This is a genomic window from Rhizobium sp. AN80A (genome assembly GCF_030053015.1).
GTDB lineage: Bacteria > Pseudomonadota > Alphaproteobacteria > Rhizobiales > Rhizobiaceae > Rhizobium > Rhizobium metallidurans.
The window spans coordinates 234,186-247,678 of sequence record NZ_JASJPX010000002.1 but is presented as its reverse complement, the minus strand read 5'-3'; the positions used below and the strand labels follow the sequence as shown (position 1 = coordinate 247,678).

The following is a 13,493-nucleotide window of genomic DNA, read 5'->3' as shown; positions in this document are numbered from 1 at the left end:
GCCAACATTGACATCGGACCAGTTCTCTTGATCCAGCGTGAACTTGGCCTGATTAGTAGTCCGGGCCACATGCCAGTCGTCGTCAGCGGCCTTCGCCGCGTTGGAAAGAAATATGAGTTTATTTAAAACATAACGAAAAACAACGACATGGACCTCCCCCTCAAAATTAACGGGGATATGACCACATGCCGCAGTTGAGATTAATTATAGAAACTCAGCTTGGTGTGAGACCGTACGAAATAGTCGGCTCCGACGTGAGCGTGGTCTTTGAACCTTTAACAGGCTGTTGAAGAAGTCAGTCGCGTTCGCACACGAAGCCGGAATCGTCTCCGTTGTGGATATAGATATGCCCGACAAGGCGTCCAGCGGAGCCAAGTGCTGCCCATCCGCGACCACAGACCGGGTCATTCTCGTCTTGTCCTTCCCACGAGAACTCCGCACAGGCTGATCCACTTCGCGCGCTATAGCGGACATCGAGAAAGCCCTTGAGAGCAACGAATGCGATCTCGCCGTCGGCCGTGCCCTGGAATGACAGATGTGCCTCTTCCACGAGATCGAGCGCGTCATTGTCCCAGTTGTCCATCTCGACGATGCGCCAACGACCGGCAAAGGCCTTGGCGAAAGCAGGAACTCTCGCCATCAGCTTGCATCCGTCATGAGCTTCGGCAGCCGCACAAGATTGTAGGAGGCGGCCGCGAAGGTGAAAGCCCATCCGACGCGGCCGCGCCCGCGCAACTTCGTCTTGTCTTGCTCCGCGACGGTTTTGATCCCGCCGAACGCCTCCGCGATGCGCTTGCCCATTCGCAAGCTGACCCCGTAGCCAGGATGGCACGTCGTTCGTCCGTCGATAGCCGAGCGGCGACCGTTGACGTTCTGCGCGACATGCGGGTTCACCTTCATCGACCGCAGATCTTTGACGACGTCCTTTGTGTCATAGGCCCTGTCGGCACCCAGCGTGATCGCTTTCGTCCGCCCGGTGAAGGGCCCGATCATGTGCGGCGACGTTACCCGTTCAGCATATCCGCTGGCCTCTGTTAGTCGGGCATCGACCAGCAGGCCATGGCGGTTTTCCATCAGTCCGTGCCCCATGAAGCACATCTTGGCCTCCTTGCCTCTGCCTGTCCTATAGAGCTTTGCATCTGGATCAGCCGTTGAAGCATGCGCCTCGTTGGAACGCCTTTCGCCATGAAAGTCTGCTTCCACATACCGACCGCCGCCATCCGATGGTGGTCCGCCCGAGCCGTTCCTCGGCTTGAAGCTCTTGATCGACGCCCAGGCTTCGATCAGCGTGCCATCGACGGAGAAGTGGTCCGTTGATAGTAGCCGCTTTACCTTGGGCGGCGGAAGGGTCGTACTCAAGACCCTCGCGGCGATATCGCCTTTCAGCAACCAGTCGCGGTTCTTTGAAAACACCGAATGGTTCCGAGCTGGATCGTCAAAGCCAATCTCCACAAACCAGCTGAACACAAGGTCGTATTCCAGCCGTTCCATCAAAAGCCGCTTGGAACGGCTCGAATGGAAGGCTTGCAGAAGCATGGAGCGCAGAAGCTGATCAGGCGCGATCGATGGCCGTCCGATTGATGAATAGAGCCCCGCGAACTCCCGCTCCAGCGAAACGAGCGTGTCGTTCACGATCTGCCGGATTGCACGCAGAGAATGATTTTTACGAACCCGATCCTCCAGATCGACATAGCTGAAGAGTTGACCTGTCCTCGCATTGCCGCCGCGCATCCATCAACTCCAAATAGCCATACCGAGAGTGAATCACGACAAGACCATATATGCCAGCGCCTTTCTCAACAGCCTGCCAGTCTTCTACTCGGCGACTCATTGCAACTAGCGTCGAGGCTACGCGGACCGTCGCTTATTCAGCCATCGCAAGACACGTATCTCTTCATCGTCCAGCCAAGTGAGTAGTCGGATGCTCCTGGTTTTCAACTTGAAAATGTCCTTCAACTGGCCCGCTTCGAAATCTTGAAAAACCGCGGGGTGTATGTAGGAGGAGCGGCACACGGACCGAGTGTTTACAAGCTTGGCGGCCACGTGATCGATCGCTTCGTTCACCTGACGAGCCAGCGCTCGGTTGGTGGTAGCCTTCTCCACACCGGCGAGGGCCTCAACCGCCATGCATGTCGCGCCCCAGGTTCGAAATTGTCGGGAGGTGAAATCCTCGCCAGCGACTTCCTTGATGTATGCATTCACGTCGTTGGACGATATCTGCCGACAACCTCCATCGTCGCAAACGTACTGGAAGAGATGCTGGCCGGGTAGTTCCTGTAGTTTCCGCACGACATTGGCGATCCGTCGGTCGCTATGAGCTAAATTCCATTCCTTTCCCGATTTCCCCTTGAACCGAAACCTCACGCTGCCTCCTTCAACGTTGACGTGGCGGTTTCTAAGCGTCGTCAGCCCGAACGACCTGTTCGTCTCGGCATAGGCGGCGTTGCCGACCCGAATATAAAGGTTGTCGAGCATCCAAACGACCGTCGCGAGCGCTTTATCCATGTTGAGTTTTCGCGAACGCAGGTCAGTGTCAACCCTTTCGCGAAGATCCGGCAAACGGTTGGCAAACTCCGCAAGTCGCTCAAACTTCGCCTTTCCACGCTCCGCGTGCCAATCTGGATGGTAGCGATACTGGCGACGTCCTCGTGCGTCGGTGCCAACCGCCTGCAGGTGAGAGAATGGGTTAGTCGAGATGACGACATTGGTGTAGGCCGGGGGTATCGCCAGCGCGTTAAGGCGAGCCACTTCCGAACCCTCGGTGATCCTACGACCATCGGGTCCGTAGTATCGAAATCCTCTTTCGCCCTGTCGGCGGGTTATCCCGGTTTCAAGTCCCGCAATATAGACTAGACCGGAGGACAGTTTCGCCTCGGCTACCGTGGTATCGATTTTGGTTATTACGGTGTCCATTCCGCTAAAACTCAAATCTGATAGCTAGGTTCCCTACGACCTCCGTCAGGACGAGATCATTGCGGACATGCAGTTTTCGTTGGCATCTCGCACGGGATCCGCCGTTATCTCTGTTGGGACACTGTGTGCCATGGCAGGGGAGGGTCATATTGAATGACGCCGCGGATCAAACCCATATTGTTCGCTAGAACATAATCTCAGTGGCCGAAGTCGGCCTTACCGAACTCTCCCGCGCCGGGCGTTGCGCCCAAGACCAAGGACCTCGTCACCGAGGCGGCTAGCCGCACATGTTCCAGATTCAAGCGAGCAAGCTTGCTCTCAAGCGTTCGCGAGATGCGTCGACCAAGAGCTTTCCTCAGCAGATGATCACCGATCCTGCGAAAACCACGGAAGAATGTTGGCCCGCGCGTCATGCGCAATCGGTGAATCCCGAGGCAAGATTAGGCCGGAACCAAAGCGTTCGTTGCACATTCTATGGCCGTAAACAGCCGGATTGAATTCGGTGTCGTGCATCGCCTTCAATCATACAGGACACCTCCACTTCCCACGCCCACGAGATACGATCATGGATGAGAACAGAAACGATTGGACCGCAACTCGAGCTTATTCCCTCTGGGAGCAGGCAGGACGTCCCTTCGGCCAGGACGAAAGACATTGGGCGCAAGCCGTACTTGAGAGAGACCTCCTTGAACGTACCCGCGCTTCGAGCGATGGCGCTGAGGTAATTTCTCGCGCGCGGCAAAACGAGCGTTCTGGTCATGGTGCGAAACATAGTATTCTAATTGTGGAGGATGAGCCGCAGCTCCGCTATAGCTTCGTCGATTTTTTTGACGAAGCTGGACATAAGACGTTTGAAGCAGGCAATGCCGACGAAGCATTGGTGCACCTCAGGAACAACGAGATCAACACCCTCTTCACGGACGTCGACATGCCTGGGAGCCTGGACGGCCTTGGTTTGGCGGCAACGGTTCGATCTAACTGGCCAAGCATCAAGATAATCGTGACGTCGGGTCTTATCACACTCGCGCATTATGATGAGGAGCTCGGCGTCTCGTTTCTCGCGAAACCCACCTCGGCTTTCGAATTGCTCGAGTTGATCGCCACGAACACCCAAAAGGCATAGGTCAGTGCATTCGGGTCTGGGGGGATGCTCCGATGGAGCGCTCCTCCGGATGACAAGGTTGGTTTTGTCGATCCCCCCAAGCTTCCCATGAATCCGTCCGGTAGCAGACAGGAACAAACGTCTCGCGGCCAAGTTAGCTTTCGTCTCCCATCGAAGGCGCGGCTAAACCAGCAACTTGCATGCAGGGAGAGAACAAACCAACGGAGGATATCATGGCAACGACCAAGACACTCGATGACCTTTTTCTCGATACACTCAAGGACATCTATTTCGCGGAGAAGCAAATCCTGAAGGCTCTGCCAAAAATGGCCCGTGCCGCGCAATCCGAGGAAGGCAAGACCGGATTTCTTCAGCACCGCGACGAGACGCAAGGACAAATCGATCGGCTCGAGCAAATTTTCGACCTCCTGGGGAAATCTGCCCGTGGAAAGACCTGCGAAGCGATTCAGGGCATACTGGCCGAGGGCGAGGAGATCATTGAGGAGTTCAAGGGCTCACCGGCGCTCGATGCCGGCCTGATTTCATCGGCGCAGGCCGTCGAACATTATGAAATTGCCCGTTATGGCACCTTGATCGCATGGGCAAAACAGCTCGGTCTAAAAGAAGCTGTCCCGCTGTTGGAAGCCACACTGGCCGAGGAAGAGGCAACGGATCGGAAGTTGACGCAGCTTGCTGAATCACGGGCCAACGCGCCTGCCAAGGGCAAGGCTGCTTGACACCATAAAGCGGAAGTACGAGGGGGCCGCCGGCAAGGCGGCCTCTTCGCAGTTGTCTGATTTTTACCAAGGGACATCAACATGGCCAAACGCCCAGCGAAATCCGCATCCATCTCCCCTGATGGGACGATCCATATCAACGACCAGCAGCTTCACCGAGGCGATGGAGGTGAACTCCATCAGTTCGCCGAGCAAGGACAGGATATCCTCACCACATCGCAGGGCGGGCCGGTCGCCGACGATCAAAATTCGCTCCGCATAGGTCCACGCGGGCCGCTTCTAGTGGACGATTTCCATTTCCGTGAGAAGATTTTCCACTTCGATCATGAGCGTATTCCCGAGCGTGTCGTTCATGCTCGTGGCTACGGTGCGCACGGCTTCTTTGAGACGTATGAATCTCTGTCGGACATCACGCGCGCGGATGTATTTCAACGCGCGGGCGAGAAAACGCCCGTATTTGTTCGGTTTTCAACGGTGGCCGGCAACAAGGGCTCCTCGGATCTCGCGCGCGACGTCCGCGGCTTCGCGGTCAAGATGTATACGAAGGAAGGCAACTGGGATCTCGTCGGTAACAATATTCCCGTCTTTTTCATTCAAGATGCCATTAAGTTTCCCGACCTTGTCCATGCCGCCAAGCAAGAACCGGACCGAGCGTTCCCTCAAGCCCAGACCGCTCACGATAATTTCTGGGATTTCATTAGCTTAACCCCAGAGAGCATGCACATGGTCATGTGGATTATGTCGGATAGGACGATCCCCCGATCGCTCCGTTTCATGGAAGGTTTTGGGGTTCACACCTTCCGTTTCGTGAACGCCGAGGATAAATCCACATTCGTCAAGTTCCACTGGAAACCGAAACTGGGCCTGCAATCGGTCGCTTGGAACGAGGCCGTTAAGATCAACGGCGCGGATCCTGACTTTCATCGCCGCGATCTTTGGAACTCAATCCAATCTGGCAACTTCCCGGAATGGGAGCTCGCGGTTCAGCTGTTTGATCAGGACTTCGCCGACCGGTTCGACTTCGACGTGCTGGATCCGACAAAAATCATTCCGGAGGAAGTGTTGCCAGTGCGTCCGATCGGCCGGCTGGTGCTCGATCGCATGCCAGACAACTTTTTCGCCGAGACCGAGCAGGTTGCTTTCATGACCCAGAATGTCCCCCCTGGGATCGATTTCAGCAACGATCCGCTACTGCAAGGCCGGAACTTTTCCTACCTCGACACCCAGCTCAAACGCCTCGGAGGACCGAACTTCACTCATCTTCCGATCAATGCGCCTAAGTGTCCCATGCATAATTTCCAGCAGGACGGGCATATGGCCATGCGCAACCCCGTCGGCCGCGCCAACTACCAACCGAACTCGCATGGCGAGGGACCGCGAGAATCGCCCACTCGCGGTTATCGGCATCTAGCCGCCGAGGAACAGGGACAGAAGGTGCGGGCGCGTCCAGAAAGCTTTGCTGATCACTACAGCCAAGCAAGGCAATTCTTTATTAGCCAGACCGGCGCGGAACAGCGTCACATCGCCTCGGCGTTGACATTTGAGTTGAGCAAGGTCGAAATTCCAGCGATCCGAGAGAGAATGGTTTCGCACCTTCTGAACATCGATGAGACGCTGGCGACCACGGTCGCGCAAAAGCTGGGCCTCCAGTCGATGCCGGAGCCCGCTGACGCGGCGATGCCGACCCGCCAAGATCTGGACGCCTCTCCGGCCCTTAGTATCGTCGAACGAGGCCCAAAACGCTTCGAGGGGCGCAAGCTTGGCATTCTCGTTACCGACGGCGTCGATCGAAAGCTCCTTATCGCGCTGACCAAGGCGATTGCCGCCGAAAAAGCTAATGTCGAGCTGATCGCGCCCAAGGTGAGCGGGGTGACCGCGGACGATGGGAGCTTCATCGCGGCCAATCATATGATCGACGGAGGGCCTTCGGTCCTGTTCGACGCGGTTGTCCTTTTGACGTCCCATCAAGCCATCGACGATCTCGTCAAGGAAGCCACCGCCCGCGACTTCGTCGCGGACGCCTTCCAGCACTGCAAGTATATAGGCTTTCACCAGTCCGCCATGCCGCTTCTAGGGAAAGCGGGAGTTGCAGATCAGCTCGACGAAGGGACGATTGAACTGACAGCCAGCAAGGCCATTGCCGCGTTTGTCGAGGAACTCGGCAAGCTACGTGTATGGGGTCGCGAACCCTCGCTCAAACTTGGGCAGGCTTCACCGCCACTCGCATGAGGCAAAGCGGGCGCGGGAAAAACCCGCGCCCTCTCATGGGCCAACAGGAACCCATTATCATTTTGAACTCCCGCATCCGCCAAAATGCATCGTCATCCAGCTTGCGTAACAAACTTGTCTGTTTGGCAACCCCAGACGCCGACCGTGCCGGTAGGCATGAAGGTTTATCGGTGAGTTCGAGAACGACCGCTCAGATTGCAACAAATCCACCGGCGACCCGCTATCTCTCGGTGATACATTGACGCCCTTCAATCTCAATTCATTAAGCAACACACGCGCCGCTAACTCTTGGGAACGATCACTCAAGTTCGACGTTACTAGGTCGCAACACTTAATTTAATGGGAGATTTCATCATGGGTCGCGGCATTCTACTTTGGCTTCTCGGCGTACCATTGCCGATCATCATCCTTCTTGCGTTATTCATGCGATAGGAGGCAACGATGTCTCTATCGGGTGTGCAAGAAGCCGTTCCTGTCGAATCCTCAAAGTCAGCTGTGTCCTGGGGCCCTATCCTCGGTGGTGCCTTCGCGGCCGTCGGCACCACGCTAATTCTCTTACTACTTGGGTCAGGCGTTGGCCTGACCATGGTTTCGCCTTGGTCGGGAGAAAGTAGCTCCGCGGCAGCGGTTGGTGTAACCGCCGCAATCTGGCTCGTTGTCGTCCAGTGGCTTTCTTCGGCTCTCGGCGGCTATCTTACAGGACGACTGCGCACCAAGTGGACGGCTGCCCATACCGACGAAGTTTTCTTCCGCGATACGGCCCACGGTTTTATCAGTTGGGCCGTGGCGACCGTGTTCGTGGTCGGCTTTTTGACATCATCCCTAACGTCTCTTGCCGGCGCGGGGGCAAGTGCCGCCGGTGCGGCGGCGACCGCGGCCGGTGCCGCGGGAACGGCCGCCGCGTCATCTTCAGCATCCGCGACGGATCTCTCCACTTCCTATTTCACCGATGCCCTCTTGCGCCCGGAGCGCGTCAGCGCGAATGCGTCGAGCGACGATGGAGCCGCTTCGGCGGAGGTCTCACGTATCCTCTTGAACGACGCGGCAAAGGGCGAGGTGCCTGAGGGTGACAAAGCGTACATCGCGAGCATCGTCACGGCACGTACCGGGTTGACCGAGGCGGACGCCCGGGCACGCGTTGACACGATATTGAAGCAAATTGACGACGCCAAGGTTGCAACGCAAGCCGCCGCGGACAAAACGCGAAAGGCTGCCGCAACCACGGCATTGGTAGGGTCGATCTCCCTCCTCATTGGCGCCTTTATTTCGAGTGCCGCCGCCGCCTTTGGAGGGAGGCAGCGCGATGAGGAAGAAGACATCTTACTAACGGGTCGAGGACCGCTCGTGTAATGGAGATTCAAGACGCCCCACGGTGGCTCGACATGTGGGGCGTTTTGTCGATGGCACGTTTGATGAACCCCACCATGCATCCCAGCAATGCTTGTTCCGGATGCGAACCGGCAAACGCCAGACGGCCGGGCTTTAAGTGGATTTCTCTGCGGAAACAAACAATGGCGACCTCGGCCCAGGAGGTAGCTACAAAATCGACAAGACGGTGAGCGAAGTTTCGGCATCGGATTTCGATGGCCTGATCATCCCTGGGGGCACGGTAGGTGCCGACAACTAAGGGCAAACGCGCAGATGGTGCCCTTTGTACGAGATGTAATCAACGGGTCCAAGCCAGTGGGGGTCATCTTGCCACGGTCCTTGGCTTTTGGCCGAAGCCAATGTCCTCAATGGGCGGACGGTGACGTCGTATGCGTCCATTCGCACCAATATCGAAAACGCGGGTGGCACATGGATTGACCAGGAGGTAGTGACCGACCAGGGCCTGGTGACAAGCCGCAAGCCGCATGACCTACCAGCATTTTGCGCGAAGATTATCGAGCAATTCGATGAAGGAAAGCATCCCGGGCAGGTTTATCGAGCTTAGTTGCCGAACCGTATCCACTCACCTCGCCGGTTTGTCTCTCTCTGGTCAAGGACGAGCTTTGAGGTCGAAGTCCGGTTCCGCGATCGGCCAGCCTCGCAACGCCAAGCATCCGTCTGTCACGGGTTCAGCGGAAGCGCACACTCCCTAGGAACTTCCACGATCATTGGCCGTTAACCTGTCAATTTGGAGATAAATGAATGGCAAACACCAACAACCTCGACAACGTCTGGGATCTCGCCGAGAAGATCGGCTTCTGCATGTTGACGACCCGAATATCAGACGAACTTCGCGCACGCCCGATGGCCGCGCATCCCGAGCGTTTGGAAAACGCGTTTTATTTTCTCACTGACGTGGACGGACACAAGGATGAAGAGATTGCGCGTAACCCGCATGTCTGTCTAGCGTTCGCCGATAGCAAGGGGCAAAAGTACGTGTCGATATCAGGATCGGCGGAGGTGAGCAATGACCGCGAACGCATTAAGGAACTGTGGTCCACGCCCGCCAAGGCATGGTGGGATAGCCCCGAGGACCCATCCATTCGCGTTCTTAAGGTCACACCTTCATTCGCTGAATATTGGAGCAGCCCCGGTACGATCAGAGTTATATGAAGATGGCGGCCGCCGCCTTGGGCAGCGCTAAGCCTGACATGGGTAACAATGAAAAAGTCGATATGTAACGAGGGAGCGCGTTAAGACTCCTCGCCGGCGTCCCAGAGCATCGCTTTTCGAGACGAAACACGTGAAGCGCCGCAACGGCAGAATCAACCGAACGCAGACCTATGGCGCGCGAAAGGTGTGACCCCGAACCTCACGCGCCGCTCACCTTTAGGCGAGATGGAGAAATTCAACATCTTTTTAGCGGCTAAGCCCCATAGCGAAAAGACCGCGCTTGAGGGTGGGATGGCACGGGAGCTTACGGTAGCGTGGATCGGGGACGTGACGCAGGCGGACCCCGCCACCATCGAACACCGGCGTTCCCCGATTCGACCATCGCGCGGTGGACGCGGTTTGGAAGCTTGCATTACGAAAGCGCGGGGTCGACTTTCATTTGGACGCGAAGTTTGTACGCTAACGAACAAAGTTGGAACCATAAGTCCCAACCAACGTTCTCGCGGTTTCAAGCTATCGAGGTCGAAATGATCGCCAATATGCACCCCAGCGACCTTGCCCTATTATACGAGGTGTTGCGGGACGCTGCTGAACTGGTGACGGAGCCATGTGAAACCACGCCAAAGGCGAAGGTCGCGGCTAATTTGCTGATACAGCTGATCCAGCGCAGGGTATGCCACCTCGAGCGAACATATCGTCCTTATGGCAAATTGAACGAGATTGCCCTGATGGAAATCGCCCTCCCGCGAGGGTCGGTTTTAAAGATAAGTCCGCCCACTGCCTTCGAATGGCCGGGAACATAGTCAGTAACCGTCTCAGCCGCTTCCACCAGTTTAGGCTCTTCAAATACCTCTCCCCTTACCGTTACTTGCGAGGCGGTCTGGCTCGAACGATTTTGGATTTCGAATAGGACTTGAAACCCATTACTTCGTGCCTCCACTTGAAGAACGGACACGCCGAGGTCTGGGGGAAGTGTCGCGATCCATCAATGCGTCCCTACCAATCCAGATCAGCACCGCCAGGATGACCAAGGCGGATAGGGTTCCGGTTGTCCACTCAATCCAATGAGGCTCGTTAGTCTCAATATTTGCGTGACCGGTGTTTTTCGTCATTTAGGCCTCTAGAGTATCAGGCGGGCGGCCGCCGCGCCAATCGCACCAGGAAAACTCAAGATAACGATCATCATCAACGCTTGCGTGGCCCCTACGTCGTCGGTGCGATGAAACGTCCAGAGGCAAAACGCGCTAATCATTCCAGCGATGACGTAGCCTGGAATCGTGAAGCGCACGAGGGCATGCCAGCTCGGTGTTCCCTCGGCAAGGTCATGACTTCCTCGGAATGAAAGTGTGTAAACAAATCCGTGCATGAGCGCGACGGAAGCTACTATCAAGAGAAGGGCATGCCATGGCGTCATCTTGTAAGACAGAAGGATCATCTCCTCAGTCGGCGCGACATTCAGGCTCAGGAAAAGTGCTCCAATAGCCATGAGAAACAGTTCGCCAGCATAGCTAGTCTCCCGGTCGCGCAGCGGATCGCCACTATCGGGATCGCCCTGTTGAGATTGCCCTCCCAACTGACTGCGTCCGAGCATCGCGCCGATGCTGGCTGGGACCGATTGCACAGCGATCATGCCGATGATTTCGTGAGGCGCCTGATCGGAGGTTACAACACCGATCGCCACGAGAATGAGGCCGCTCGCGAATATGCCAAGACAATAGGCAATGCTTGCATCCCTCATCGCTTCAAGCCACGTTGTGGTCTGTTCGAAACCGACGCGGTCCGATAAGACGATAAGCAAAGGAATATTGAGGACCATGAGGATCAATAACCTTGTTCGGTCCATGTAGAACCCAAGCTCCCACATCTCCATGGTCATTAGCATGGGTAAAGCGAACAGAAGCGCGCCGGCGATTCCTCTCGCAATGCCGGCAAGAAACTTGCCCAGGTCGAAATCCTTCGCAGTTGAACGTGGAGCCAGAGCGTTATTCATGATATTAAGTTCCACCGTCCAAACGCCGACGCGGCCCCTTTAAGGAAGAGGGCGGCCACGGTTGACAGTCGCGTTGGCCTCGGGAGCGCGAGAGCAGCGGAAAGCAGCGCGGTCATTGACATCAACGTTGCCATCTTCATTGTCCCTGTCACGCGTGGAAGATGATGCTCAAACACTAGCGACGAAGCTCGTGCCACCCCACTCGCAGATCGGCGACGGATGGCGACTTTACCCGCCGATAACGGGCTTCGACAAGATTATAGATACCGAAGGCCGCTAGACCGATTGCCACGAGAAGGTAAAGCACGCGGCCAAAAGGCAGTTGCCTAATCCAATTCAGCGCGTCGCTCATGCTGCCTGCCCGACTGGCATCAACTGTCACGGCGGCATAGCAGAAAAATATGCCCACGATGGCAAAAACCACGCCGCGAGATATGAGCCCATATACGCAAATCAAGATCAAGGGCCGATTCTCTCCAAGATCAAGATAACGCTCAAATCGCCGCGAGATGCCCTTCGCCGCCGTTGCGACGCCTCCAATGAGAAACCCCACGCCGATCGCGCCCGCTAGGTAGCGGCCAAAAGGCTGAGACATCGCCCACGCCGCCAAACTATCTTCCCCACCGCCATGGCTCGACCCCATCCCTACCACACTCTGAAACGCGTAGGCCGCCAAACCTAGGTAAGTGCCTGCGCTGCCAAAAAGAGCGGCACGGACCAGATAGCTTTTGAAGCTAGCGTCGTGGCCATCCGCGTTCGCCAAGGACTGCGCGAGGCGCCACGCCACGAAGCCAAGAAGACCAAGGGCAATCAATGTGAGCCAGATTGTCCCCAACCATTGGCCAAGGAGCACATCCAGCGCCGACTTTGTGTCAGCCTGTCGGCCGCCGAAACTCGAAAATGTAGCCAGTCCAGCGACTAGCAGGAATACGATACCCCTTGCACCGTATCCAGATCGAGCCAACCAAGCAAATCCCGTATGTTTCATCGACTGTTCTCCCGCGCCTTGAAGAACGTGTGGGCCAGCGCTTAGGTTCCGCGTCAGCAGTCCACGGCGCAAACGCATCAGGCCACAATGGCCTCCCAAAATGTTTCATGTTTCACGTCAACACGCGTGGAACTGTTTAACGATTACCCAGCTCTGAACATCGGCTCGTTTCGCCGTTAGGGTTTTGGGAAATGGCGAACCGAGAGACGGATGGCTAAACATTTTTAACGTCGTCGGAACTCCGACGGCGTTACCGGCGTTGAACCGACGTATATCTTTCGACTAGAGGTTTAACACCATGAGTACTTTGCTGATTATTGTCATCCTTTTGGTATTGCTCGGAGGCGGCGGGGGCTACTACGCTCACGGGCGGTACGGGGGCCGAGGCTTGGGCGGCGTCCTGGGTTTAGTCGTCCTCGTGCTGATCATCCTATGGCTGTTCGGCGCGCTGCACGGCGGTGCCGCACCACCTGTCTAAGCCCTTGTGGCAGTCGACGGACCCGCGCCTCTCGCGCGGGTCCCAGATCAATGAAAATAGCATTTACGGGACACGGCGCCAATCAATACCCTTGCAAAGGAGCCCTGCTAGGACGCAGCCCTTGGTGGTCATCCTGTCGCCCCGTACCGTCACCGTGAGCTTGTAAGTCATATCACGCTGCGGATCGAAGGCCGTGCCGGTATAAACACCATCGACTCCAGGCTTGATGGACATGACCAACTTGTCTCCTTCCTTTTCCTTCGGAGTTCCTGGCCTCATCCACGTGTTGGTGGCGCATATTTCCGATCCGCACGAACCAATTCGAACCTTGGCGTTTCCGTCTCCTCGCGCCCATTGGCCATCGATTTCGGCGGCGTTGGCCTGAACGATCACGCAGAAGGTCAACGTGATCGCGGCGACTATCCTTGCACTCATGTTCGGATCCTTATCTCGGGTTGATATCGATACGAGAGGTAGTGGTGAACGGTTTCATCAAGCCTTGCAGATCCGAAAAA

The 13,493-nt window shown here is 56.4% G+C and carries 13 protein-coding genes and 2 pseudogenes; 9 read left to right on the top strand and 6 right to left on the bottom strand.

Features of this window, described 5'->3' with window-relative positions; genetic code table 11:
- Positions 1-295: 295 nt before the first annotated feature.
- The 3 genes from P3R82_RS07525 to P3R82_RS07515 all read right to left on the bottom strand — a co-directional run bounded on the left by P3R82_RS07525 (position 296) and on the right by P3R82_RS07515 (position 2,913).
- Positions 296-640, bottom strand: coding sequence for a hypothetical protein (locus P3R82_RS07525; RefSeq protein WP_112437010.1), 345 nt, complete (start codon positions 638-640; stop codon positions 296-298).
- Positions 640-1,731: an IS5 family transposase gene (locus P3R82_RS07520; protein ID WP_283193620.1), complete on the bottom strand. Its 1,092-nt coding sequence runs from the start codon at positions 1,729-1,731 to the stop codon at positions 640-642. Before P3R82_RS07520 ends, P3R82_RS07525 begins: the two co-directional genes overlap by 1 nt.
- Before the next feature lie 117 nt (positions 1,732-1,848).
- Complete coding sequence (locus P3R82_RS07515) at positions 1,849-2,913, bottom strand: DNA topoisomerase IB (protein ID WP_112437012.1); 1,065 nt, start codon at positions 2,911-2,913, stop codon at positions 1,849-1,851.
- Positions 2,914-3,200: 287 nt separating this feature from the next.
- Here P3R82_RS07515 and P3R82_RS07510 point away from each other — a divergent pair, with 287 nt between their 5' ends.
- The 8 genes and pseudogenes from P3R82_RS07510 to P3R82_RS07475 all read left to right on the top strand — a co-directional run bounded on the left by P3R82_RS07510 (position 3,201) and on the right by P3R82_RS07475 (position 10,325).
- Positions 3,201-3,410 (top strand): DUF4142 domain-containing protein, encoded by a 210-nt coding sequence (locus tag P3R82_RS07510; RefSeq protein ID WP_111564222.1) that lies wholly within the window; start codon positions 3,201-3,203, stop codon positions 3,408-3,410.
- Positions 3,411-3,478: 68 nt separating this feature from the next.
- Positions 3,479-4,036, top strand: coding sequence for a response regulator (locus P3R82_RS07505; RefSeq protein WP_111564223.1), 558 nt, complete (start codon positions 3,479-3,481; stop codon positions 4,034-4,036).
- A 212-nt stretch (positions 4,037-4,248) separates the two neighbouring features.
- Positions 4,249-4,752 carry a ferritin-like domain-containing protein gene (locus P3R82_RS07500; protein WP_112437013.1) on the top strand — a complete coding sequence of 168 codons (504 nt, stop codon included), beginning with the start codon at positions 4,249-4,251 and terminating at the stop codon, positions 4,750-4,752.
- Positions 4,753-4,833: 81 nt separating this feature from the next.
- Positions 4,834-6,981, top strand: a complete 2,148-nt coding sequence (gene catE / locus P3R82_RS07495) for a catalase C (protein ID WP_111564225.1) — start codon at positions 4,834-4,836, stop codon at positions 6,979-6,981.
- A gap of 441 nt (positions 6,982-7,422) precedes the next feature.
- Complete coding sequence (locus P3R82_RS07490) at positions 7,423-8,331, top strand: hypothetical protein (RefSeq protein WP_283193619.1); 909 nt, start codon at positions 7,423-7,425, stop codon at positions 8,329-8,331.
- A 358-nt stretch (positions 8,332-8,689) separates the two neighbouring features.
- Positions 8,690-8,914 (top strand): annotated as a pseudogene (locus P3R82_RS07485) (DJ-1/PfpI family protein); the annotation flags it as partial.
- Positions 8,915-9,111: 197 nt separating this feature from the next.
- A pseudogene (locus tag P3R82_RS07480) lies at positions 9,112-9,590 on the top strand (pyridoxamine 5'-phosphate oxidase family protein).
- Positions 9,591-10,049: 459 nt separating this feature from the next.
- Positions 10,050-10,325, top strand: coding sequence for a hypothetical protein (locus P3R82_RS07475; RefSeq protein WP_283193618.1), 276 nt, complete (start codon positions 10,050-10,052; stop codon positions 10,323-10,325).
- Between the two features lie 317 nt (positions 10,326-10,642).
- Here P3R82_RS07475 and P3R82_RS07470 read toward each other — a convergent pair whose 3' ends face one another.
- Both P3R82_RS07470 and P3R82_RS07465 read right to left on the bottom strand, forming a co-directional pair.
- The gene (locus P3R82_RS07470) at positions 10,643-11,512 is read right to left on the bottom strand and encodes a TIGR02587 family membrane protein (protein WP_111564229.1); all 870 of its coding nucleotides are present in this window, start codon (positions 11,510-11,512) and stop codon (positions 10,643-10,645) included.
- Between the two features lie 175 nt (positions 11,513-11,687).
- A complete protein-coding gene (locus tag P3R82_RS07465; RefSeq protein ID WP_111564230.1) occupies positions 11,688-12,500 on the bottom strand; it encodes a DUF1206 domain-containing protein in 813 nt (270 codons plus the stop codon).
- A 298-nt stretch (positions 12,501-12,798) separates the two neighbouring features.
- On the opposite strand from P3R82_RS07465, the gene P3R82_RS07460 reads away from it, so the two are divergent.
- Positions 12,799-12,978, top strand: a complete 180-nt coding sequence (locus tag P3R82_RS07460) for a DUF3309 family protein (protein WP_111564231.1) — start codon at positions 12,799-12,801, stop codon at positions 12,976-12,978.
- 63 nt (positions 12,979-13,041) lie between these two features.
- Here P3R82_RS07460 and P3R82_RS07455 read toward each other — a convergent pair whose 3' ends face one another.
- Positions 13,042-13,413, bottom strand: coding sequence for a DUF2147 domain-containing protein (locus P3R82_RS07455; RefSeq protein ID WP_283193617.1), 372 nt, complete (start codon positions 13,411-13,413; stop codon positions 13,042-13,044).
- Positions 13,414-13,493 lie beyond the last annotated feature (80 nt).

Bases quoted from the DNA above. Each gene is read 5' to 3' on its own strand.
- P3R82_RS07525 (WP_112437010.1), bottom strand. From the start codon at position 640: ATGGCGAGAGTTCCTGCTTTCGCCAAGGCCTTTGCCGGTCGTTGGCGC.
- P3R82_RS07520 (WP_283193620.1), bottom strand. From the start codon at position 1,731: ATGCGCGGCGGCAATGCGAGGACAGGTCAACTCTTCAGCTATGTCGAT.
- P3R82_RS07515 (WP_112437012.1), bottom strand. From the start codon at position 2,913: ATGGACACCGTAATAACCAAAATCGATACCACGGTAGCCGAGGCGAAA.
- P3R82_RS07510 (WP_111564222.1), top strand. From the start codon at position 3,201: ATGTTCCAGATTCAAGCGAGCAAGCTTGCTCTCAAGCGTTCGCGAGAT.
- P3R82_RS07505 (WP_111564223.1), top strand. From the start codon at position 3,479: ATGGATGAGAACAGAAACGATTGGACCGCAACTCGAGCTTATTCCCTC.
- P3R82_RS07500 (WP_112437013.1), top strand. From the start codon at position 4,249: ATGGCAACGACCAAGACACTCGATGACCTTTTTCTCGATACACTCAAG.
- catE (WP_111564225.1), top strand. From the start codon at position 4,834: ATGGCCAAACGCCCAGCGAAATCCGCATCCATCTCCCCTGATGGGACG.
- P3R82_RS07490 (WP_283193619.1), top strand. From the start codon at position 7,423: ATGTCTCTATCGGGTGTGCAAGAAGCCGTTCCTGTCGAATCCTCAAAG.
- P3R82_RS07475 (WP_283193618.1), top strand. From the start codon at position 10,050: ATGATCGCCAATATGCACCCCAGCGACCTTGCCCTATTATACGAGGTG.
- P3R82_RS07470 (WP_111564229.1), bottom strand. From the start codon at position 11,512: ATGAATAACGCTCTGGCTCCACGTTCAACTGCGAAGGATTTCGACCTG.
- P3R82_RS07465 (WP_111564230.1), bottom strand. From the start codon at position 12,500: ATGAAACATACGGGATTTGCTTGGTTGGCTCGATCTGGATACGGTGCA.
- P3R82_RS07460 (WP_111564231.1), top strand. From the start codon at position 12,799: ATGAGTACTTTGCTGATTATTGTCATCCTTTTGGTATTGCTCGGAGGC.
- P3R82_RS07455 (WP_283193617.1), bottom strand. From the start codon at position 13,413: ATGAGTGCAAGGATAGTCGCCGCGATCACGTTGACCTTCTGCGTGATC.